The sequence below is a fragment of the Nostoc favosum CHAB5714 genome (assembly GCF_020829495.1).
Taxonomy (GTDB): domain Bacteria; phylum Cyanobacteriota; class Cyanobacteriia; order Cyanobacteriales; family Nostocaceae; genus Nostoc; species Nostoc favosum.
In genome coordinates this window covers 1-18517 of record NZ_JAIVFQ010000117.1, presented here as the reverse complement: position 1 = coordinate 18517, position 18517 = coordinate 1, and the positions used below count along the sequence as shown (strand labels likewise).

The window sequence follows — 18517 nt, the reverse complement described above, 5'->3', positions numbered from 1 at the left end:
TATTACTGGTAAAGGTTGCACCAATAGGTAGATACTGGGGCTGGCGAGTCCAAAAGTATAGTGGTAGGGGTGAGAGAGCAGCAGTAAAACCAGCAATCGGCCCAACGATATTGAGAATTTTGAAAAACAGGCTTTTTTCTGGATTTTGTGCTTGTTTAGTTTGAATGTTGGTTTGAGCGGTTTGTCTTGTAACTTCCATAATCTTAGATAAATAAAGTAGAGTGGTTAGAAATGGCAGGCATTATGAACTTTTGAAATGTTTTGGCTACATTTGCTTTCGTTCAAACATGGTGAAACTTTGAATTGATTTATGGAAACAGAATTCAGAAGTCAGGAGTTAGAATTCAGCATGAATTCTGTAAGACTGGCAGATGAATAACCTTTTTTTGACTCCACCAAATTTCAATTTGGTGGTCTTCAATCAGTGGCGGGTCTGAATCCTTCACTGATTGATTCTGACTTCTGAATTCTTCTTGAAGATGTTTGCTAGCTAAAAATCTCGATGTTACCAACAGCAAACTTGCTTTCATCGAGGGGACTACTAGGTAAAGCTTGTTGGTCAGCTTTGTTACGCATCGACTCGACTTTATCGGCTTCGCGGATGGCAAGCGGGTTAATCTGGCGGCGTTCTTCTAGTAATGCTTCGACTGTTAGTTCGAGTGCGGGGAGTTTGCTTGATGCGTAGGTATCTTCTATTACTGTTTCGCAGAATATGGTACTAGCGGCGCGTTCTACAATTGTCTGGATTTCTGCACCTACACATCGATTGGTGGCTTTAAGAATTCTGCGCCACTGTTCCTCGCTCCAGGGGTCGCCGCCATTGCGAAAACGTTCGTCAAATCGGGCAGCGTGCAGTTTGAAGATACTATATCTTTCCCCATTATTGGGCAGGTCTACCTTAAATAAATAGTCAAACCGTCCAGCACGGGTGAGTTCGGGTGGCAGCCATTCCATTCGGTTGACTGAGGCGATGACCAGTACATCTGACGTGCGCTCTTGCATCCACGTCAGCAGCTGGCCAGCAAGCCGTTTGGCGAGGTCATCATCCCCAGCGAAGCCTTTATCAAAGTCGTCGAAGTACAAAATTACTTGATTGAGCCTATCTGCCACTCGCAACAAGCGTTTAAGCTTCATTTCTGCTTGGTTGCCAAAACTTCTAAAGTTGCCCCAATCGACCATGATGAGGGGAATACCCATATTCTGGGAACAGGCTTTTGCTGAGTGTGATTTTCCTGTCCCCGGTGGCCCCACAAGCATAATCCCTTTGGGTACACGCAGATTATATTGTTTGGCACGCGGGGTAAGCAATCGCTTGAATTTTTTGAATGACTGCTGCATAATTTCCAATCCTCCAAGCTGGACTTTTGGCGGAGGTAAGAATTCAATGTCATACAAGCGGTTGAGCAGTTGAATTTTTTTTGATAGCAGAAGCTTGGCTATCTTACTGGAATTTCTTAAATCATGATTTTTACTAATATCATTTAGGCAATACATAATATCAGAAATATACAAACCAGCACTAGCGTTAGCAATTTCTAAATAGTCTTGATCTGTATATGTGAAAGAAAAAATTTTGCTTTTGATTAAACTATCAATAATTTCTTGTGCATCTGGTAGTTCTTGACTCCATAGGGGAATTTCTGCCACTATTTCGCTTGCTATTTCGGCGTTTGATCCTATTAATATAGTAGTTTTACCACTATCTTTGGTATGAAATTTAATATTTATTAACGACGACTTAATCCATTCTGATATAAAAATAAAATCAGATTCTTTAGGTATATTTTCTTTTATCCAAGGAAAAATATTTTCAACGATTAATACTCCGCTACCAGAATAAAACTTCCAAAAATTGAGTACTTGAAAATAGTCTTCTTTATTTTGTTTTATCGAAGGTTTATAGTCGTCAAACTCTCGAAGAACGAGATTTTCTTCGGCGCTGACGGCTAGTTCTTTAATACTATCCTCGCTAAGACTCCAGATGTAGGCTTTTTTGCCTGCTTGCTGACAGTAAGTAGTGATTCGGGTGAGGAGGCGGTGACGTTCTTGGAGGGGAGATTCGCAGGCGATGATTGGATAGTTGTCTGCAAGAAGGTCTTCTAGATAGTCAAAGCTAGACTTCATCTTTGTTGCTTGTAGCTTACTCAGAAGTAATCTTATCCAGAAGAGATGCTGTACGAGAACTGATAATTTTCTAATTCTTGCGTCCATAAATTAGAAAAAAGTTGATTTACTTTCAGTATTTTGTTGATTGTGTAATCGCGTTGTGAATTTAGATAATTGCAGTATGAAGAGTTAGTGCAAGTATGGCAAAGACACCAGAATATCCAATTGTTGTTATCCCAGAGTTAGTTAAAGAAAAAAAACAGTTTACCCCTTTAGTTTTTCCTTCTGGACAGGGAGATGCACCAATTGGGGCAAGTGAGGGGCTGTTTGAAAATGTTCTCAAACACTATTTTGGTGAAATTGTTTCTCCCCAGCAGGTGATGCTTCCTCCAGGGCATCGACTACCATTTACGGCTGATTTTCTTATTATTGAACCAAATACTGGCTTACACATAGATTTGGAGGTTGATGAGCCAATTTCGTTTGCAACTCTTAAGCCTACCCACTGTATCGGCGAGGATGATTACAGGAACAAGTGTTTTGTCGATGTCAACTGGCTAGTCATCCGGTTTGCAGAGGAACAAGTCTCGTCTCAACCAGAACGCTGCGCTCGATTTATTGCTGGTGCGATCGCTCAACTGACAGATAATAATACTTATCGCCAGAAGCTACTTCATGTAGAAAAAGTTACTCCTATGCGTCAGTGGTCTGCACGTCAAGCTTCCAAATTAAAGAAGAGTGATTACCGCCAAGGCTATCTTGTCCAAAGGAAGAACTAAGGATGTGATATTCGATACAACAATACTAGTGAGAGCGATTAGCATTCTGTAACTTACACTATAAAAAGGTCAAAATATGGGTTCTTGGCAACTTTTGGTGATCTTGGTTGGGGTAAGGCAGAAAGCAGAGGGCAGAAGGAAGAGGAAGGAAAAATTCCCACAATTGAAGCAATGCAAGGATTATAGAACATCTGCATCACAAGAAAGCCGTAAGCGATTGCCCCTTGAAGTCACAAATCCCACGCCCGGATAAGAAAACGTTTTAAAACCTTCTGCCTCCTGACTTGAAAATCAAACTTTGGCAAAAAACCAAAGAAAGTATGTGGCTGAAAACCATTGATGGCGACAGCCCCTATCCAGATGGGGATAAATTTGAATCTATGGCTGCACAACTTTACCCACTTCTCAAACAGCATTTTAATTAGGCTCAACTTAGATTTCTGCAATGCTTTAGCTACTAAAAATCAATTAAAATCCTTATTTATGCTTTAGTTTAGTTGAGAAAAAATCTGGCTTTCAAATACAAATTAATTCCCCAATCAAATTCGCCGCTCGCTCTCCATATTTTTGCTTAACAGCACTGCTATATGGCAATTTAGCTTCGCTCAAAAAGTCGCGGATAAATAGAGAAAAGTTAAATCCTCTCTTCGAGTCAACATATTCTACTAGTTCAATATTAAATAATGCTTTGAATTCGTCTTCTCTTTGTTTGAGCGCTGAATATTTAGTTAAGTTGTTTGAAGAGAAGATTGGGCTGACTGCCTCATTAAACAGTTTTTCCATTAAGCGATCGCTCATATTTTTCTCTACACTTCTTTCCTAAGTTTTACTTCAACAGAACTTCAAGTTGTGTAACTGTGCTTTGAACTAAAAAATGAGAAAGATTCTAAACCATAAACAGAGTAAGAGGCAATGTAATTTCGTACTTGAGCGCCAATAATGACATAAAACTTTGCATCTATGCTCTCTTAAAACTAACCGCAAGCTAACTTAAAATCTACTGCCTACTCCTATTGTCCAGTAATACCTTAATCTAAATCTATTATCCACAATCCATTATCCCACTTCCAACCCCAAGAATTCATATTATGACGTTCAAGTTCTGACATATTGGTATAAGTTTTCAAAGATTTATCCTCTACATAAATGATACCCGGCTCGTTTATCTCTGAGCCAATACCAACATTGGCTGATTCATCGTACTTAACAATTAGGTTTAATCCGTTTGATAAGCGTTGGATTGTTGACATAATTTACTACTGTTTATCTAACTCAACCGTTTCTTCAGATATGGTTGCATTTGCTCCATTCTAAGGGAACAGGTAAGTTTTTTGGTATCATCACCGGGGCGAATGCACTGCAACCGACATTTAGAACAACGCCAGCCCACAGATTGTTTGACTTCCAGAGCGATATTTGACCAGTTTTCTGGATAATGTGACTGGTATTTAGAAGGCATTTCCTGATTCTCAAAATGCGTAGCGATTTAATTACCAGTTCTTGGATTACGATTAATCTACTACAAATGGAGTTCAACATAGTTAGGGGTGTACTATGTGGTTTTGGGAAAAGGAATCGGTTGAGTACGAGGTATTTAAGAAATATGAAGGAGCGCTGATAACTATCGGTGTGAATTTTGCCGATGCCGAAGTCCAAGATGCACTTGAAGGTTGTTCGTATGATTTAGAAGATGCGTTGCGAAGTGCAATCGAATATGCTCTGTGGCTGAGTGAACACGAGAAAGAGATTTTTCCCAACGCCTTATTAATTCGTGCCCTACAGGATAATTGGAAGCCTAAAGCATGGCGTAATGAATATTTAGAAAGGGAGATGTTCTCTTCGCCTGGGCAACGGTGGTGGAATGCCTCAGAAAAAATGTGGGGACGCGATCTGCGAAATCAATTGGTTGTTGATGTATTTTCTGACGAAGGTAGAGAATTTATCAAATTCAGCAACGGTAAAGAGATCCTAGTAAAAACTGCATGGGTCTGGGGATGGGAACGATTGCTTGAATATGCCAGCCCAATATCTGTTTATCGATAATGACTTTTTTCATTGCCTTTGGAGAATGCGGCACGCTCCCAAGTAACTCTCACTACCTCTTGATGGCTACCCGACCACTGTGACCCCTAAATAAATAATTGAGGCGACAGAGTTCTAGACAGACTCCAATATGTTTACACCGTCTACAAGTGTAGACGGTGCTACAGCTTCCACAAAATGTCTAACTATCTCTCTAATATCTACAGATGTAAACGCTGTATACAAAGCTGTAGGCGTGCATTGGATACCCCTAAAGTACCTGGACTCCATTTGGTTTAGTAACTATTGGGTGAGTGGGACTACTGGCTAGTTTTTGCTGGTTGAAATTCGTCGTTATCCAACACTGGGAAGTATCGACGAGCATTGAGGGGTTTTTGAGAGCCAGTCAACTCTCAAGGTTGAGCATCGTTGCCGATTGATTGATTTGACTAGCAGGCGATCGCATAAAGGTATCTACTGTCTTAAAGGTAGTAATTATCTTAGAGACAACTTAGAGACAAGTCATAGATATCTTAGAAAAAGTTACTAAAAAGACTTGTTAAAGTTAAATAGTTCATAAAACAAACTGATAATTATGTCTAAACGGTCATCTCAATTATCAACTGAAGGCTATATAATTGCTCAAAAAGCTTTAGAATCAAAAGGCTGGACTAAAGAATTTTTAGCCGGTAAACTTGAACTATCTCCAGCTACTATTCATAAATTTTTTGCTCGAAAACCTGTTGAAAAAGATAATTTTGCTAATATTTGCGTAGCCCTTAAAATAGCTACTCAAGAGGTTATTGACATACCCAAGTTTCAAAATAATGAATCAATTGATAAGCTAATTGCAGACATTCGTCAAAAATATCAAAATAGTATTATTCAAAGATGTGGGACTATGAAGGTACTAGATATGACTTACCCCATTGAGATTAACCACATTTATACGACTGTAAATATTTTAGATAAAATCACTGGAAGACAGCGAAGGAGTATTGATGAACTTACACAGGAATTTGACCGAAATAATTTTGAGAGATTGGGATTACCTCAAGTTGTTGAAAAACGAGTACCTGGATTAGAAGTCGTCAAAAATTATGATAAACTCCTGGTTTTAGGAAAACCAGGCTCTGGTAAAACAACGTTTTTAAAGCATTTAGCAATTCAATGTATATCAGAGCAAATATTCAGTAATTATCTCCCAATATTTTTACCTCTTAAAGAGTTTGCAGATACCGATGTCAAACTGAAATTATTAGATTACATCTGTCAACAATTAGCTGATGATAAGGTTGACAATAATTCAGTGATCTCCCTGTTTGAATCTGGACGAGTATTATTGTTGCTGGATGGTTTAGATGAAGTCCAACAACAGGCAGATAATCATGTGATAAGAGAAATTCGTGATTTTTCTCAACGATTTTCTATGAATCGGTTTGTATTGACTTGCAGAATAGCCGCAAAAGAATATACATTTGAGCAATTTACCGAGGTAGAAGTAGCTGATTTTGACCAGGAACAAATTCAGTCATTTGCCGTTAAGTGGTTTACTGCTAAAAAGTCTAATATTGATAAACTATTTATAGAACAACTACAAGAAAATCCATCAATTTATGAACTGGCATCTAGTCCTATATTACTGACTTTATTATGTATTGAATTTGAAGATGCTGGTGACTTCCCCAGGACTCGTACTGAACTATATCAAAGGGCAACTCATACACTTTTAAGAAGATGGGATGCTAAACGTGCTATTAAAAGAGATGATGTCTATAAGCATCTTTCAGTACTGCATAAAGAAAATTTACTCAGCTATCTTGCTTTCATGAATTTTGAAAAAGGAGAGTATTTCTGGAAGCAACAGGATGTGCAGAAGTATATCGCTTATTATATTAGGAATTTCCCCGAATCTCCCCATGCTCTAGAAGCTTTACTGTTAGATAGTGAAGCTGTATTAAAATCTATTGAGTCTCAACACGGATTATTAGTAGAAAGAGCTAGAGAAATTTATTCCTTTTCTCACTTGACATTTCATGAATATTTTACAGCTAAAGAAATTGTAGCTAAAGCCAATCCTGAAATATTTAATGACCCGTCTCTACTTAATTTGAGCAAGTATGTTTTTTACAAACAATGGCACGAGGTTTTCTTATTAACCTCAGAGATGTTAAAAAGTGCTGATGTTCTTTTGCTGTCTATGAAGTTTCAGATTGATATAGCAGCATCACACAATAGACATATTCAGGAATTATTGGCTTGGGCTAGCCAAAAATCTATTCAAGTATCTAGCTCTCACCACCCTGCTGCAATTAGAGCATTTTATCTTTGTTTAGCTGCGGGTATTTGCATATTGGATCATACAATTTATCCGTTTTTAGAACATTGGGAATTCTTAGAACTGAGCGATTTATTAGAGTCGCTAGACTCCAATATAGAGTTAAGCTTTTATACAGGAAGTGGTTTAGGCTTTGGCATGGGCAATTTTCATGCTCCTGTTGAACTTGTTGATTCAAATCTAGCTTTAGACATTAACCTAGCTCATGCTCGCGCTCAGGCATCGTTGCTGTATCGCATCGCTAATAGAGATATTGAAAATGAGAATTTTACATCTATCATTCTCTGGCAAGCAGATGATTATGAATATTCAGAGTCAGATGATGAAATGAGAAAAAAGCATCCAATTGATGATACTAATTTTTATACCTTAGATGAAGCTTTGTATGCAGCTACAAATTTGATTGATAATCAAGAATTCTTTGATGAAGTAGTCAAGTTAGACGAAGAGCTACCACAAGGAGTTTACGAGCATTGGGACGAATATTACCAGTGGTATAAAAATGATAGCGGTGCTTGGGCTAATCGGCTCAAGGAGTTGAATAAAAAGTATCGTAATATAGATTACGATTGGCCATTAAACAATGCAGAACAATGGGGACTCTTAAGAGCCTATTGCTATGCTAATAAATTGTTATTAGATTGTCTTAATACCCAATGCTATGTCAGTCTTGACACTAGAGAATATATTCAAGAAACACTGCTATTGCCTTTTAATGAAATTGAAAAAATGATGGAAATAGAGAGAAAAAAATTACTTAATAGAGATTGAATCTAATACTACTCCCAGACTACAATGCAAAGCTCACATAATCCCGAGAAGCTAATGGTGGTCAGATAAGGAAATCGCTTATCGGTGATTCCTGTCCCTGAAACGGTGGCTCAGAAGATTCTGGCGCTCATAACCTCCTAACTCACACGAATGTCAGTAATTATCTATAAACTGAATATAACTAAAAATAAACTTGAAGTATGACAAATTAATCGATTCATGACTAAGCCCTTCAAAGGAGAAACCCGCCCCCGCCATAATTGGTCAGTGACCCTCTGCACTGACCCAGAAGGTAAAGGCTTTTACGCGCAATGCACTTCGCCATTCGGCTTAATTCTTTGCACAGATATCTACACTGACAAAGGTTTAGTTTGGCAACAAGGTTATGAGCTAGTAGACCGGACAATCCGCTCCGAACAAACCCATCGTTACAATGCGATCGCTCTGCCTCTGACTCTTGCATTGTTATATGTGTCTGGAGGAGATGAGTACGGTGAATTAGGTGATGAATTAGGTAATGAACAATGTTTTCAAGGTAGGCGTGCCTACAAAGGCTATGACTTCGATGTTTTAGATTTACTGACTACTGCTGGACTCATAGAAGAACAACGCTATCCTAAACAAGTTAAGTCGGTAGTTTTAACGCCAAAGGGAATTAAGGAAGCAAGACGAGTTTTACGAGGATTTAATCTAGATGGGGTCGAGGAGTTTCTTGGCGCTCTTGCCGAACACGATGATTTACCAGATGAATCAGAGAATGAATAAAGTAAATAAATCTCTCACCAGGGGCGGTTACTCAGAATTGATATCACGAGCTTGATAGCAAAAATTTACAAAACGGTGGTAGATAAGCAAGTACAGACAATTTTGATAGCAAAACTGATACCAGCCAGAAAGAAAGCCATCTTTCATTAGCTGACTCAAGTTTTTGCTCCCGATGCAAGTTGACGCTTAGGCACAAGCCTTGAAAAAAGATACCAGCCGCCACACAGCAGCTCTTTCTCTGGTTGAACCTAATAGCCAAACTTTTTTTTGTGCTGCCTCTACTGACTGGTCAGCGCGGTCAATGGTGGTGAGGGTGGCTTGCTGCTGTTGGTTCAGTTCCAACCACAGATTAAGGTGTTTGCTCATTACTGATACTCAAGAGCATCCTTAAAAATCCATCCAGATGCAAAGCTGCTTTTTTATATTCTAGAGGCTGCCTGCCCAATTTCAGAGAAGTAAGGTAGTGTTCTCGTGCCGCGAGTAACCTTGCAAGGTCGCTTCATATCATCAACGTTCCCGGATCTACCAATTTTAAACGATGGAGTTTTTAGATTTTAAAGTCTTGCCAGTTCCAAAAAATGCCACTACGACTAATTAAGAAAGGCTTACTAAGTTTATCCAATAGGCGAGCGCAACAGCTTAGAAGTTGAGCATAATCGTCAGGATGAATGTCAAAGCTGCTTCTAGCTCGCGTTAACTCTTGTGTTTGGTTTTTGTGCCATTCCCAAGACTTATACCACCACGATGGATAGAATTCACTTTGTGGAGCGATTACGGCATAATCACGCCCCTTTTGCCTATCTTCATAATCCCATGCAGGAAGGTATGCAAGTAAATCAGTGGTAGCCCACCATTCTTCGATAATTGCTGTACCATCATCATCGCGCGTACCGATTCGCTTTCTGGCTTTGATGCGAATTTTTGCATTCCTTGCAATCACGGCGTAATCTTCCAGTCTTGTTGCTAGTGGATTGAACTCGATCAACATAATTTAATTCTCTGCTACCTCAGCACCTATAAAACTAAAATTGTGGTTGTAAAGTTATTAAAACCCCACATCAGCTTGTGTTGCTCTTTGAGGCAACGATAATCCCTTATCAAGTGCTGCAATGACTGCCTTACAGTAGATGCTCTGGTTGAAAGCCATAATCAACTACAGCTTGAGCTTCTACGCTGTACTCTTGAGCCGACTTTAATAACCTTCCTGCTTCAGACACAGCAGCCAACAGCATTGCTCTAGTATCTTTTGAAGCTTGCAGAAAATCTTCTTCCCCGTGCTGCATTTCAATCAAAAGCGATTGCATTTCTTCAACCAAGGTAATCAGGTGTTGTTGGTTTTCTTGTGGTGAATGCTTCAAAGGGTCATAAAAATTTTGATCGAGCATTATTTAAAATCCTTTTTCATCATTTATAAATAAAGATAATTAACTTTTGATTATGTCAATATCCTTAGATAAATCTTTCTTTAATATTTTCAACCAAGAAAGGGAACCATAAACATAATCATTAATCCTAATAGTCTGCAAATCAACATTTTCATCATCAACTCATCTTTCAAGTCTTGCAATAAATCAATAGCTGCATCAATTTTGCTAATATTTTCGCCAAAAGTCTGAAGATAATACTCAATACGTTGCTTTATTTCCTGTTGAGTCATATTCCTGTTTTGCTTCCCGTAACTTAATAACTGCATCAACGGCTTGCTGTGGTGTCATTCTCTCAAAGAGATGGCAATTTTCTAGGTCTATTAGTAATGCATTCTGATCACGCTTAATCAGCTCCTTCTGAATTTCGACTAGCCAGCTAGCCCTAATCCGACGTTTAAGGCTATCTATTTCTTGTTTTTCTTGTTTGCTTAATTTTTTAGTCATAATTCCCTTTTCGTCACTTGATACTTAAAACTACTAAAATTAATGTATCAATAATCATGATTGATTTTCTGTCCAAGGATTTAAAGCACTCCGAGAAATATTTTGGTTTCAGCCAAGCTTATCAAACCAGTTCAAGTTAGGACTTTCCCCATTTTTTCGTCGGTAAGCCTCAGCACAAGCCTTTTCATAAACCTCATCCCAACCACGAAGAAAGTCCTTTTCATAAGATACTAAATCTTTGTATGGGATAGCGCTTTCAAGCGAGACAGCCTGCATTATCTCTTCAAAGCTTTGAAAATATCCAGGCTCAATTGCGATTGCTAACAAAAACCTCACGGAATTGTTTTTAAACTCTTGATGACATAGCTCTAATACATCTGATTTCATACTCCTACCCTTGAGAATTATTTGGACTGAGTTTCGTTTTATAGGTGACTTGATAAGTTCCGTAAAAATATCTTATCAAACAGATTGAAATACCAGCTATTGAATATTATTAATCTCTTCTAATCAGTTAGTCTATTAATTTTTATTCACCCGAATTCTTCAACATACCCGTCAACAATTTCGACATCTCCCACAGGTCTTTATTTCGGCCCAAAGCGATGGCATAACATTTCAATAACCGCTTTGGGACATGATTAACCCAAAGCGGTTGCTACCGTATATTCGCTTCTTCTATAAAAAGAGCCAGTGATTTACGAGATATGACTCACTCTCGACCTGTTTCATAGAGATGCTTTCGCCAAAGAGTCGAAACCATTACAGACCCTAACTTTATTGTGCATAATGCCGAACCCCATGACTGTACGGCAGACTCGACATCACAAGTAGAGGTTTCCTGAACGGCTTGTTATCAACTGGGGGTATAGAAATTTGATTTTGGGAATACTAAAAATAGTACAGGAATTATTAAAGTTGAAAATTTATAAAATGGTACGTTGACCTCGATACTGGATCTACCACAAGCAATCTCAACTCATGAACGAACAAATACGACGAAATGATAGTTAAAGGGGTTCTAAATTTTGACCAAAATAGTACAGATAAACTATATGGCGTTCGCGTTTATCCTTATTATCTAGCATTCCTTGTCATAATTAATTATTAAAATGACCAAGTATTAGTGCCAGAGAAATCTACTTCTGTGACCTGAAGCGTGATTTTATCGGCTACGGCATTGCTCACTCCCAGACTTAATAAGTGTCTGAGGTTGTATGAAGAGCAGGCTTTATCAAAGTACCAGGGAGCGAGATTGTCAATCGGATAGGTGGAGTATCGTTTAGTATGGTGTGCGAGTTGGAGTAAAGTCGTCAAATCATCGGTTTCGGCGGTAGCCTAAAGATGATCTGTTAGTGTTGATTGACTGGCAAAACCAGATGATTTACCAGACTTACCAACCGCGATCGCCGCTCTCGCAATTTGTTGAACTGCTCTGGAGTCGAGAAGGTGAGAACTTACCTAAAGCGCAGTCTCGATTATTGCCGATCGGTTCGATGGAGTTGGTTATCAATCTACATGAAGATAGGATTCCACTATTCGATCGCGACCGTCGAGTGCAAATCGGCAGCACCAACGGCATGATGATTTGCGGTACCCATTCTAAAAGCTTCATTATCAACAATGACAGCAAGATATCGATGATGGGCGTACATTTCAAACCTGGGGGCAATACCCCATTTTTTACGTTGCCTGCGGGGGAATTGCACAACCAGAGAATTTCATTAAATGAATTATGGCAGGGTCGGGCGGTTGAACTGCGCGACCGCCTTCTAGAATCGCCAACAGTAGCAAGCCGCTTTTGGGTTTTGGAGCAATTTTTGCTGATGGTAATGAAACCGCTAGATCGATATGCCGCCATCGCTATGGCATTGCAAGAGTTTAGGAGATATCCAACCACCAAAGTGAGCGAAGTAACAGATAAAATTGGCTTCAGTGCCCGCCATTTCAACCAACTATTCCGAGATCAAGTGGGGCTAACCCCCAAGCTATTTTGTCGGGTTCGACGCTTACAGCAAGCCCTTGACCTAGTATCCGGTAAAGATCGGGTTGATTGGGCGGACATTGCGATCGCCTGTGGTTATTTCGACCAAGCACATTTTATTCACGATTTTCGGTCGCTGGCCGATTGCACGCCTACTGAATACCTGGCACAATGCGGCTTTCACCCCTGCCATGTTGTTCTGCTCGATTAAGGTCAATTTTTTACAATCCTTGCCGATCAATACTGCATCATAATTTATTAGTTTGTACCAAGGTAATTTATGCAGATTACTGCTTCCGCCATCTCACTCAATGTCGATGATGTCACCGCATCAGCTACCTTCATTAAGCAACATTTTGCCTTCCATGAAGAGATGTCCGCCGAGGGCTTTATCTCTCTCTCCAGACCAGATGCTAGTTTCAATCTAATCTTTCTTCAAACTGGGCTGGAAACCTTCAAACCTATCCATATGCGAGGACATCGAGCAGACGGTCTGCTTATTGTCTTTGTAGTCGATGATATTGATCGGGAATATATCCGAATCCAATCAGAAGGTGTACCCATTACAACTGCGATCGAGACTGAGCCTTGGGGAGAGAGATTTTTTCAGGTGACAGATCCGAATGGTGTCGTCATTCAACTCGTCCAGTGGATTACGGAAAACACAGGAGAACTAGGATGAAAGTACCTTTTACAGGTGGTTGTTTATGTGGAACTATCCGCTACGAATGTTCGGCAGAGCCAATTGTCATGGGCAATTGCCATTGTCGCGATTGTCATTTGCACCGATCCTTCATGCAGAATCGAAGACCTTTAAAGGCTTCTAAAATGTGCAAGTTAGGAGCAAAAAATAGCTAATCTGAACATTTTTTCATAACAAGTAAATATCCTTGCCACAAATCTTGTATAATATTATGTTTCCAGACTATGAAATCCGATTTGCCCGCATTGAGGATTTAGTCAAGCTAGCTGAGATAGAACAAGCCGCAGCTAGGTTATTTCGTGACACGTCTTACGCTTTTCTGGTTAACGCTCAACCCCTCTCAATGGACTTTGTTACTCAACAATTTCAAGCAGAACGGGTATGGGTTGCGGTCAACGATCGCGATATAGTTGTGGGGTATGCGATCGCCCAAGAGGTAGATGGAAATGCTTATCTACAGGAAATTGATGTCCATCCAGTTTATGGACGCAGAGGCATTGGACGCAAACTGGTTGAGCGCGTTTGTGTTTGGGCAAAAAAACAAAACTATCACAGAATATTACTATCGACCTTTCTCGACATTGAGTGGAATGCCCCATTCTATACAAAACTTGGTTTCCAGATTTTGCCTGAAGTTGAACTAAGCTTTGGTTTTCAGCAGATCAGGTGCAAGGAAGCTGAGGCAGGATTACCCATCGATCGACGTGTCATTATGTATCGTGATTTAGGGCAGGCGATGTCTTTGACAAGCCGCTAAGAGCGTCTACGCTTAACTCGGGCTAATTTGGCAATGTTTGTTTTGTCCATCTAGCTTGTGCCTACTTGTAACGGTTAGGAGTATTGATGTATGAGTTATTCTGTTTACCGAATCAATCTTCCAGAAAGCCCAGAAGCAGTCGTTTTTGTAAATGGTTTTGTGGCTCGCAATCGCGCTGGCTTTTTCTGGATGTGGAAACAGCTTTTGTGGATCAAGAACGTGACTGCTAAAGCTAAAGGCTGTATGCAAGTCAAAGCAGGTATCTGTAGTCTTAATGAAGTGATCATGGTGAGTTACTGGGTTTCAGAAAACAGCCTGAAAGAATTCTTCCGGGGTGAACCTCATCGACAGATGATGCAGTTTATTGCCAAAAATCCTCAGAGCCTGTGTCTTTACAACGAGACATACAGCCCCTTACATAGTGGTAAATACATCAATGAACCGCAAGGAATGGCAACCATTTATGCGCGATCGTAAGCGGACGAGGCTTGTGTAGTAATGATTAATCTACGCCCTGCCACGCCAGATGCTCCACTTGGGGAAACCCCAAGACCGCACTGGCTCCCCCTGCTGACTTGAACCTGCTGCAACACTGGGATCAACAACCTCATGTCATTGCCTCAGATCCCAACGATGATTGGTATTGGGAGGTAGAACTAAGTCGCAATCCTGACTGGAGAGAGCAACTAATTGCTGAAATCAAGGGTCGTCCCATTGGATTTGTCCAAATTATCGATCCAGCGCGTGAGGAAAGCCGTTATTGGGGCGATGTTGCACCGGATCTTCGTGCCATTGATATCTGGATTGGGGAAGAAACAGATTTGGGCAAAGGCTACGGCACAAGAATGATGCAGCTTGCCCTAGCTCGATGTTTTGCCGACCCGCGTGTGACGACTGTCCTCATCGATCCACTTGCCAGCAATACTCGCGCTCACCGCTTCTATGAACGTCTTGGCTGACAATTTGTTGAACCACGAAGGTTTGGTGACGATGACTGTTTTGTTTATTGCCTGAACCGAGCAGATTGGCATCCTGAAAACGCGATCGCATCGCGGTAGCGGCAGCTAGTGAGCAATGCCAGCATAGCTTCGCCGCATAAAAACGCCCATGCACACCGAGCGTCGAGAGTCGATCGGTTATGATGCAAAGGTGATCTGCGTCGGGTGATGGGCACTGTTAGACGCTTGAAGTCATATTTAGGAGTTGCATACAAAAATGAAAACTCAGTATTTCACAGCGACAAGTCTTGATGGCTTCATTGCTACTGAGAATGACTCACTAGATTGGCTGTTTCCGCTTGGTGACCTGAATGACTCCAGCTATCCAGAGTTCATTTCAGATGTGGGTGCGTTGGCAATGGGATCAGCAACTTACGAGTGGATGGTACGCAACGCCCAAAAGGTTGCCACTGAGACTGGCTTTGCGTGGCCATACACTCAGCCAGCCTGGATATTCTCTAGTCGCAAGCTGACAATAATCGAAGGTGCGAACATCCGATTCGTCAATGGAGATGTACACCACGCCTACGCCCAAATGCGAGTTGCTGCTGGCACCAAAAACATCTGGATAGTTGGAGGCGGAGATCTGGCTGGTCAGTTCTACGATGCTGGTTTACTAGATGAGCTTATCATCCAGGTTGGCTCGGCCACCCTCGGCAAGGGTAAGCCGCTATTCCCTCGCAGAGTCCTAAGCCCAGTTCTGCGCCTAGTGTCTGTTCATCAGATGGGTGCTGGCATGGCTGAGTTGCGCTATGAAGTACACAAAGGCGGTGTGAGTGGAGCCGCCTAACAATTGCAATGCATCGGATTTTTGAAGACCCTGGTTGTAATGCAAAGGCTGTTTGCAGCCGCTGATTGCAACCGTAGTATGAATTGCCAAAGGGGGGAAACTGATGAGTTCATTTGTGCTTTGTTTTCAAGATATTGATAAAACAAAACTCAAGCTTGTTGGGGGTAAAGGCGCGAACCTGGGGGAACTTACCAAGATTGAAGGAATCCGCGTACCGGATGGCTTTTGTATTTCTACTGAAGCTTTTAAAAGAATCATTGAGGAAACGTCGTCGATTAATGAATTACTCGATCGGTTATCGCTTCTAAAAGTGGAAGACCGAAAAAAAATCGGTGAACTTAGCGGTGAGATTCGCTCTTTCATCGAAGGGATAACCATTCCTCAAGATATTAATGAAGAGATCGCTCGCCTGCTCTCCAGGCTTGGAGAAAAAAATGCTTATGCAGTACGATCCAGTGCAACAGCAGAGGATTTACCGACAGCCTCTTTTGCAGGTCAGCAGGATACGTATTTGAACATTATCTCAAAGGAGGCAATCTATCAGCATATCAGCAAGTGCTGGGCATCACTATTTACCGAGAGGGCAGTAATTTACCGCCTTCAAAACGGCTTCGACCACCGTCAAGTCCACCTGTCTGTGGTTGTTCAGAAGATGGTCTTTCCGCAGGTGGCAGGAATTTTGTTTACTGCCGATCCCGTCACTTCTAATAGGAAAGTGTTATCCATTGATGCCAGCTTCGGACTTGGTGAGGCTATGGTCAGAGGCATTGTGAATGCTGATATCTATAAAGTGTGTAACGGCAAGGTTATCGAGAAGAAGATATCCACCAAGAAACTGGCTATTTACGCTTTAAAAGATGGCGGTACGAAAGAACAGGAGATTGAACCTGAGAGACAGAACAGGCAAGCGCTGACGGATGACCAGATTGTACAGCTTGAGCGCATAGGCAGAAAGATCGAAGAACATTTCGGCAGCCCCCAGGACATCGAATGGTGTTTGGTTGATGATACATTTTATATTGTCCAGAGTCGCCCAATCACTACTTTATACCCGATCCCTGAAGCGAGCGATCGGGAAAATCACGTCTATGTATCTGTTGGTCATCAACAAATGATGACCGACCCCATGAAACCATTGGGATTGTCTTTATTTCAGTTAACAGCTGCTCGACCCATGTATGAAGCTGGTGGAAGGTTGTTTGTTGATGTCGCACATGACCTGGCTTCACCTTCTAAAAGAGAAATTTTAGTAAATGTCCTGGGGAAATCCGATCCGCTCATAAGAGATGCTTTGATGACCATTTTAGAGCGAGGAGATTTCATAGAATCGTTACCAGATGACAGGCAAGGACAGAGTTCCGGTAACAGCAATCAAGGTCCGTCACCTGTGGGTTTTCAAACACTAATCGACTACGAGCCGACAATCGTTGCTGATTTGATGAAGAGGAGTCAGGCATCGATAGAAGAGTTACAACATAACATCCAAACGAAATCAGGACCGGAACTGATTGACTTTGTTCTGGAAGATATCCAGCTATTAAAGAAAAGCTTATCCGATCCACCAAGTTTTGGTGTGATTATGACTGCCATGAATGCTTCATCATGGATCAATGAGAAAATAAATGAGTGGTTGGGTGAAAAAAACGCAGCAGACACGCTTTCTCAATCTGCACCAAATAATATTACTTCGGAAATGGGGCTGGCGCTAATGGATGTCGCAGATGTGATTCGTCCTTATCCTGAAGTAATTGATTATTTACAATATGTAAAAGATGATAGCTTTTTGGATGAACTGGTTAAGTTTAATGGTGGAAAGGAAACCCAAGACGCTATCTATGCTTATCTCAACAAATACGGAATGCGATGTGCCGGAGAAATTGATATTACTAAAACTCGTTGGAGTGAAAAACCAACTACACTTGTCCCCATGATTCTCAGTAACATCAAAAACTTCGAGCCTAATCCCAGCAATCGGAAATTTGAGCAAGGGCGACAGTCAGCTTTGAAAAAAGAACAAGAGTTATTAGATCGATTGAAGCAATTACCGGATGGTGAACAAAAGGTCGAAGAGACAAAACGAATGATCGGCCTAATCCGAAATTTCATCGGTTATCGTGAATATCCAAAATACGGCATAGTTAATCGCTACTTCGTTTATAAGCAGGCTTTACTGAAAGAAGCTGAACAACTTATACGAGCTAACGTTATTCATGAAAAAGAAGATATATACTATCTCACTTTTGAAGAACTTCGCGAAGTCGTATGCACAAATAAACTGGATTACCAGATTATCAGCAAACGAAAAGACGATTACAAATTATATGAAAAACTAACTCCCCCACGTGTTATCACCTCTGATGGTGAAATCATTGCAGGTCGGTACAAACGAGAAAATCTCCCAGCCGAAGCTATTGTAGGTATACCTGTTTCTTCCGGAGTTATAGAGGGACGAGCACGTGTCATCTTAAACATGGAAGATGCCGATCTAGAAGATGGAGATATATTACAATACCTCTGCCAATTTACGAGGTTACAGCGTCGGTAGAAGCGGGATGAATACGTCCTAAAGAAGTAAGCGTGGCAAAAATTTTGGCTAATAAAATAGGCTCAGGGATTTCTGGAAGCATTTTTAA

24 protein-coding genes and 1 pseudogene are annotated in these 18517 nt (G+C 40.8%); 13 read left to right on the top strand and 12 right to left on the bottom strand.

The annotated features are described in order from the left end of the window. A pseudogene (locus LC586_RS35070) lies at positions 1 to 199 on the bottom strand (DUF192 domain-containing protein); the annotation flags it as partial. Positions 200 to 486: 287 nt separating this feature from the next. Continuing rightward, entirely contained in the window at positions 487 to 2124 is a 1638-nt protein-coding gene (locus tag LC586_RS35065) for an AAA family ATPase (RefSeq protein ID WP_229490103.1), read from the bottom strand. A 182-nt stretch (positions 2125 to 2306) separates the two neighbouring features. Between LC586_RS35065 and LC586_RS35060 the strand changes: the two genes are divergently transcribed. Together LC586_RS35060 and LC586_RS35055 are read left to right on the top strand one after the other, a co-directional pair. Beyond that, positions 2307 to 2885, top strand: coding sequence for a hypothetical protein (locus LC586_RS35060; RefSeq protein ID WP_229490102.1), 579 nt, complete (start codon positions 2307 to 2309; stop codon positions 2883 to 2885). Between the two features lie 284 nt (positions 2886 to 3169). Continuing rightward, a complete protein-coding gene (locus LC586_RS35055; RefSeq protein WP_229490101.1) occupies positions 3170 to 3310 on the top strand; it encodes a hypothetical protein in 141 nt (46 codons plus the stop codon). A gap of 91 nt (positions 3311 to 3401) precedes the next feature. Here LC586_RS35055 and LC586_RS35050 read toward each other — a convergent pair whose 3' ends face one another. The 3 genes from LC586_RS35050 to LC586_RS35040 all read right to left on the bottom strand — a co-directional run bounded on the left by LC586_RS35050 (position 3402) and on the right by LC586_RS35040 (position 4344). Next, entirely contained in the window at positions 3402 to 3683 is a 282-nt protein-coding gene (locus LC586_RS35050; protein WP_190897617.1) for a hypothetical protein, read from the bottom strand. A gap of 230 nt (positions 3684 to 3913) precedes the next feature. Further along, entirely contained in the window at positions 3914 to 4135 is a 222-nt protein-coding gene (locus tag LC586_RS35045) for a hypothetical protein (protein WP_104899406.1), read from the bottom strand. Between the two features lie 17 nt (positions 4136 to 4152). Continuing rightward, positions 4153 to 4344: a hypothetical protein gene (locus LC586_RS35040; RefSeq protein WP_229490100.1), complete on the bottom strand. Its 192-nt coding sequence runs from the start codon at positions 4342 to 4344 to the stop codon at positions 4153 to 4155. 95 nt (positions 4345 to 4439) lie between these two features. Between LC586_RS35040 and LC586_RS35035 the strand changes: the two genes are divergently transcribed. The 3 genes from LC586_RS35035 (at position 4440) to LC586_RS35025 (ending at position 8781) form a co-directional block, all read left to right on the top strand. Continuing rightward, positions 4440 to 4928: a hypothetical protein gene (locus LC586_RS35035; protein WP_229490099.1), complete on the top strand. Its 489-nt coding sequence runs from the start codon at positions 4440 to 4442 to the stop codon at positions 4926 to 4928. 574 nt (positions 4929 to 5502) lie between these two features. Next, positions 5503 to 8016: an NACHT domain-containing protein gene (locus LC586_RS35030; RefSeq protein ID WP_229490097.1), complete on the top strand. Its 2514-nt coding sequence runs from the start codon at positions 5503 to 5505 to the stop codon at positions 8014 to 8016. A 219-nt stretch (positions 8017 to 8235) separates the two neighbouring features. After that, a complete protein-coding gene (locus LC586_RS35025) occupies positions 8236 to 8781 on the top strand; it encodes a DUF6429 family protein (protein ID WP_229490096.1) in 546 nt (181 codons plus the stop codon). A gap of 186 nt (positions 8782 to 8967) precedes the next feature. On the opposite strand, the gene LC586_RS35020 is transcribed toward LC586_RS35025, so the two are convergent. From LC586_RS35020 to LC586_RS34995, 6 genes are all read right to left on the bottom strand, one after another. After that, positions 8968 to 9147, bottom strand: coding sequence for a hypothetical protein (locus tag LC586_RS35020; RefSeq protein WP_229490095.1), 180 nt, complete (start codon positions 9145 to 9147; stop codon positions 8968 to 8970). 181 nt (positions 9148 to 9328) lie between these two features. Then, positions 9329 to 9769, bottom strand: a complete 441-nt coding sequence (locus LC586_RS35015) for a hypothetical protein (protein ID WP_229490094.1) — start codon at positions 9767 to 9769, stop codon at positions 9329 to 9331. 130 nt (positions 9770 to 9899) lie between these two features. Then, positions 9900 to 10166, bottom strand: coding sequence for a hypothetical protein (locus LC586_RS35010; protein WP_229490093.1), 267 nt, complete (start codon positions 10164 to 10166; stop codon positions 9900 to 9902). Positions 10167 to 10255: 89 nt separating this feature from the next. Beyond that, positions 10256 to 10438 carry a hypothetical protein gene (locus tag LC586_RS35005; protein WP_229490092.1) on the bottom strand — a complete coding sequence of 61 codons (183 nt, stop codon included), beginning with the start codon at positions 10436 to 10438 and terminating at the stop codon, positions 10256 to 10258. Next, positions 10407 to 10652 (bottom strand): hypothetical protein, encoded by a 246-nt coding sequence (locus LC586_RS35000; protein ID WP_229490091.1) that lies wholly within the window; start codon positions 10650 to 10652, stop codon positions 10407 to 10409. The genes LC586_RS35005 and LC586_RS35000 overlap by 32 nt, the downstream gene beginning before the upstream one ends. 108 nt (positions 10653 to 10760) lie before the next feature. After that, on the bottom strand, positions 10761 to 11039 hold the full coding sequence (locus LC586_RS34995) for a hypothetical protein (RefSeq protein ID WP_229490090.1): 279 nt from the start codon (positions 11037 to 11039) through the stop codon (positions 10761 to 10763). Between the two features lie 971 nt (positions 11040 to 12010). Between LC586_RS34995 and LC586_RS34990 the strand changes: the two genes are divergently transcribed. From LC586_RS34990 to LC586_RS34970, 6 genes are all read left to right on the top strand, one after another. Beyond that, positions 12011 to 12847, top strand: a complete 837-nt coding sequence (locus tag LC586_RS34990; protein WP_229490089.1) for a helix-turn-helix transcriptional regulator — start codon at positions 12011 to 12013, stop codon at positions 12845 to 12847. A gap of 69 nt (positions 12848 to 12916) precedes the next feature. Beyond that, a complete protein-coding gene (locus LC586_RS34985; RefSeq protein ID WP_229490087.1) occupies positions 12917 to 13318 on the top strand; it encodes a VOC family protein in 402 nt (133 codons plus the stop codon). Then, on the top strand, positions 13315 to 13494 hold the full coding sequence (locus LC586_RS43040) for a GFA family protein (RefSeq protein ID WP_438822955.1): 180 nt from the start codon (positions 13315 to 13317) through the stop codon (positions 13492 to 13494). The genes LC586_RS34985 and LC586_RS43040 overlap by 4 nt, the downstream gene beginning before the upstream one ends. 56 nt (positions 13495 to 13550) lie before the next feature. After that, a complete protein-coding gene (locus LC586_RS34980; protein ID WP_229490086.1) occupies positions 13551 to 14096 on the top strand; it encodes a GNAT family N-acetyltransferase in 546 nt (181 codons plus the stop codon). Positions 14097 to 14186: 90 nt separating this feature from the next. Beyond that, the gene (locus LC586_RS34975; RefSeq protein ID WP_229490085.1) at positions 14187 to 14573 is read left to right on the top strand and encodes a monooxygenase family protein; all 387 of its coding nucleotides are present in this window, start codon (positions 14187 to 14189) and stop codon (positions 14571 to 14573) included. A 98-nt stretch (positions 14574 to 14671) separates the two neighbouring features. Next, complete coding sequence (locus LC586_RS34970) at positions 14672 to 15055, top strand: GNAT family N-acetyltransferase (protein ID WP_229490084.1); 384 nt, start codon at positions 14672 to 14674, stop codon at positions 15053 to 15055. Between the two features lie 44 nt (positions 15056 to 15099). Here the strand turns inward: LC586_RS34970 and LC586_RS34965 are convergent, their stop codons facing one another. Further along, on the bottom strand, positions 15100 to 15309 hold the full coding sequence (locus tag LC586_RS34965; RefSeq protein WP_229490083.1) for a hypothetical protein: 210 nt from the start codon (positions 15307 to 15309) through the stop codon (positions 15100 to 15102). Between the two features lie 2 nt (positions 15310 to 15311). On the opposite strand from LC586_RS34965, the gene LC586_RS34960 reads away from it, so the two are divergent. Together LC586_RS34960 and ppsA are read left to right on the top strand one after the other, a co-directional pair. Beyond that, positions 15312 to 15884: a dihydrofolate reductase family protein gene (locus tag LC586_RS34960; RefSeq protein ID WP_229490082.1), complete on the top strand. Its 573-nt coding sequence runs from the start codon at positions 15312 to 15314 to the stop codon at positions 15882 to 15884. Between the two features lie 103 nt (positions 15885 to 15987). Next, on the top strand, positions 15988 to 18429 hold the full coding sequence (gene ppsA / locus LC586_RS34955; protein ID WP_229490080.1) for a phosphoenolpyruvate synthase: 2442 nt from the start codon (positions 15988 to 15990) through the stop codon (positions 18427 to 18429). Positions 18430 to 18517 lie beyond the last annotated feature (88 nt).

Excerpts from the sequence above, each read along its gene's own strand:
- LC586_RS35065 (WP_229490103.1), bottom strand. The coding sequence starts at position 2,124 with ATGAAGTCTAGCTTTGACTATCTAGAAGACCTTCTTGCAGACAACTAT.
- LC586_RS35060 (WP_229490102.1), top strand. The coding sequence starts at position 2,307 with ATGGCAAAGACACCAGAATATCCAATTGTTGTTATCCCAGAGTTAGTT.
- LC586_RS35050 (WP_190897617.1), bottom strand. The coding sequence starts at position 3,683 with ATGAGCGATCGCTTAATGGAAAAACTGTTTAATGAGGCAGTCAGCCCA.
- LC586_RS35045 (WP_104899406.1), bottom strand. The coding sequence starts at position 4,135 with ATGTCAACAATCCAACGCTTATCAAACGGATTAAACCTAATTGTTAAG.
- LC586_RS35040 (WP_229490100.1), bottom strand. The coding sequence starts at position 4,344 with ATGCCTTCTAAATACCAGTCACATTATCCAGAAAACTGGTCAAATATC.
- LC586_RS35035 (WP_229490099.1), top strand. The coding sequence starts at position 4,440 with ATGTGGTTTTGGGAAAAGGAATCGGTTGAGTACGAGGTATTTAAGAAA.
- LC586_RS35030 (WP_229490097.1), top strand. The coding sequence starts at position 5,503 with ATGTCTAAACGGTCATCTCAATTATCAACTGAAGGCTATATAATTGCT.
- LC586_RS35025 (WP_229490096.1), top strand. The coding sequence starts at position 8,236 with ATGACTAAGCCCTTCAAAGGAGAAACCCGCCCCCGCCATAATTGGTCA.
- LC586_RS35020 (WP_229490095.1), bottom strand. The coding sequence starts at position 9,147 with ATGAGCAAACACCTTAATCTGTGGTTGGAACTGAACCAACAGCAGCAA.
- LC586_RS35015 (WP_229490094.1), bottom strand. The coding sequence starts at position 9,769 with ATGTTGATCGAGTTCAATCCACTAGCAACAAGACTGGAAGATTACGCC.
- LC586_RS35010 (WP_229490093.1), bottom strand. The coding sequence starts at position 10,166 with ATGCTCGATCAAAATTTTTATGACCCTTTGAAGCATTCACCACAAGAA.
- LC586_RS35005 (WP_229490092.1), bottom strand. The coding sequence starts at position 10,438 with ATGACTCAACAGGAAATAAAGCAACGTATTGAGTATTATCTTCAGACT.
- LC586_RS35000 (WP_229490091.1), bottom strand. The coding sequence starts at position 10,652 with ATGACTAAAAAATTAAGCAAACAAGAAAAACAAGAAATAGATAGCCTT.
- LC586_RS34995 (WP_229490090.1), bottom strand. The coding sequence starts at position 11,039 with ATGAAATCAGATGTATTAGAGCTATGTCATCAAGAGTTTAAAAACAAT.
- LC586_RS34985 (WP_229490087.1), top strand. The coding sequence starts at position 12,917 with ATGCAGATTACTGCTTCCGCCATCTCACTCAATGTCGATGATGTCACC.
- LC586_RS43040 (WP_438822955.1), top strand. The coding sequence starts at position 13,315 with ATGAAAGTACCTTTTACAGGTGGTTGTTTATGTGGAACTATCCGCTAC.
- LC586_RS34980 (WP_229490086.1), top strand. The coding sequence starts at position 13,551 with ATGTTTCCAGACTATGAAATCCGATTTGCCCGCATTGAGGATTTAGTC.
- LC586_RS34975 (WP_229490085.1), top strand. The coding sequence starts at position 14,187 with ATGAGTTATTCTGTTTACCGAATCAATCTTCCAGAAAGCCCAGAAGCA.
- LC586_RS34960 (WP_229490082.1), top strand. The coding sequence starts at position 15,312 with ATGAAAACTCAGTATTTCACAGCGACAAGTCTTGATGGCTTCATTGCT.
- ppsA (WP_229490080.1), top strand. The coding sequence starts at position 15,988 with ATGAGTTCATTTGTGCTTTGTTTTCAAGATATTGATAAAACAAAACTC.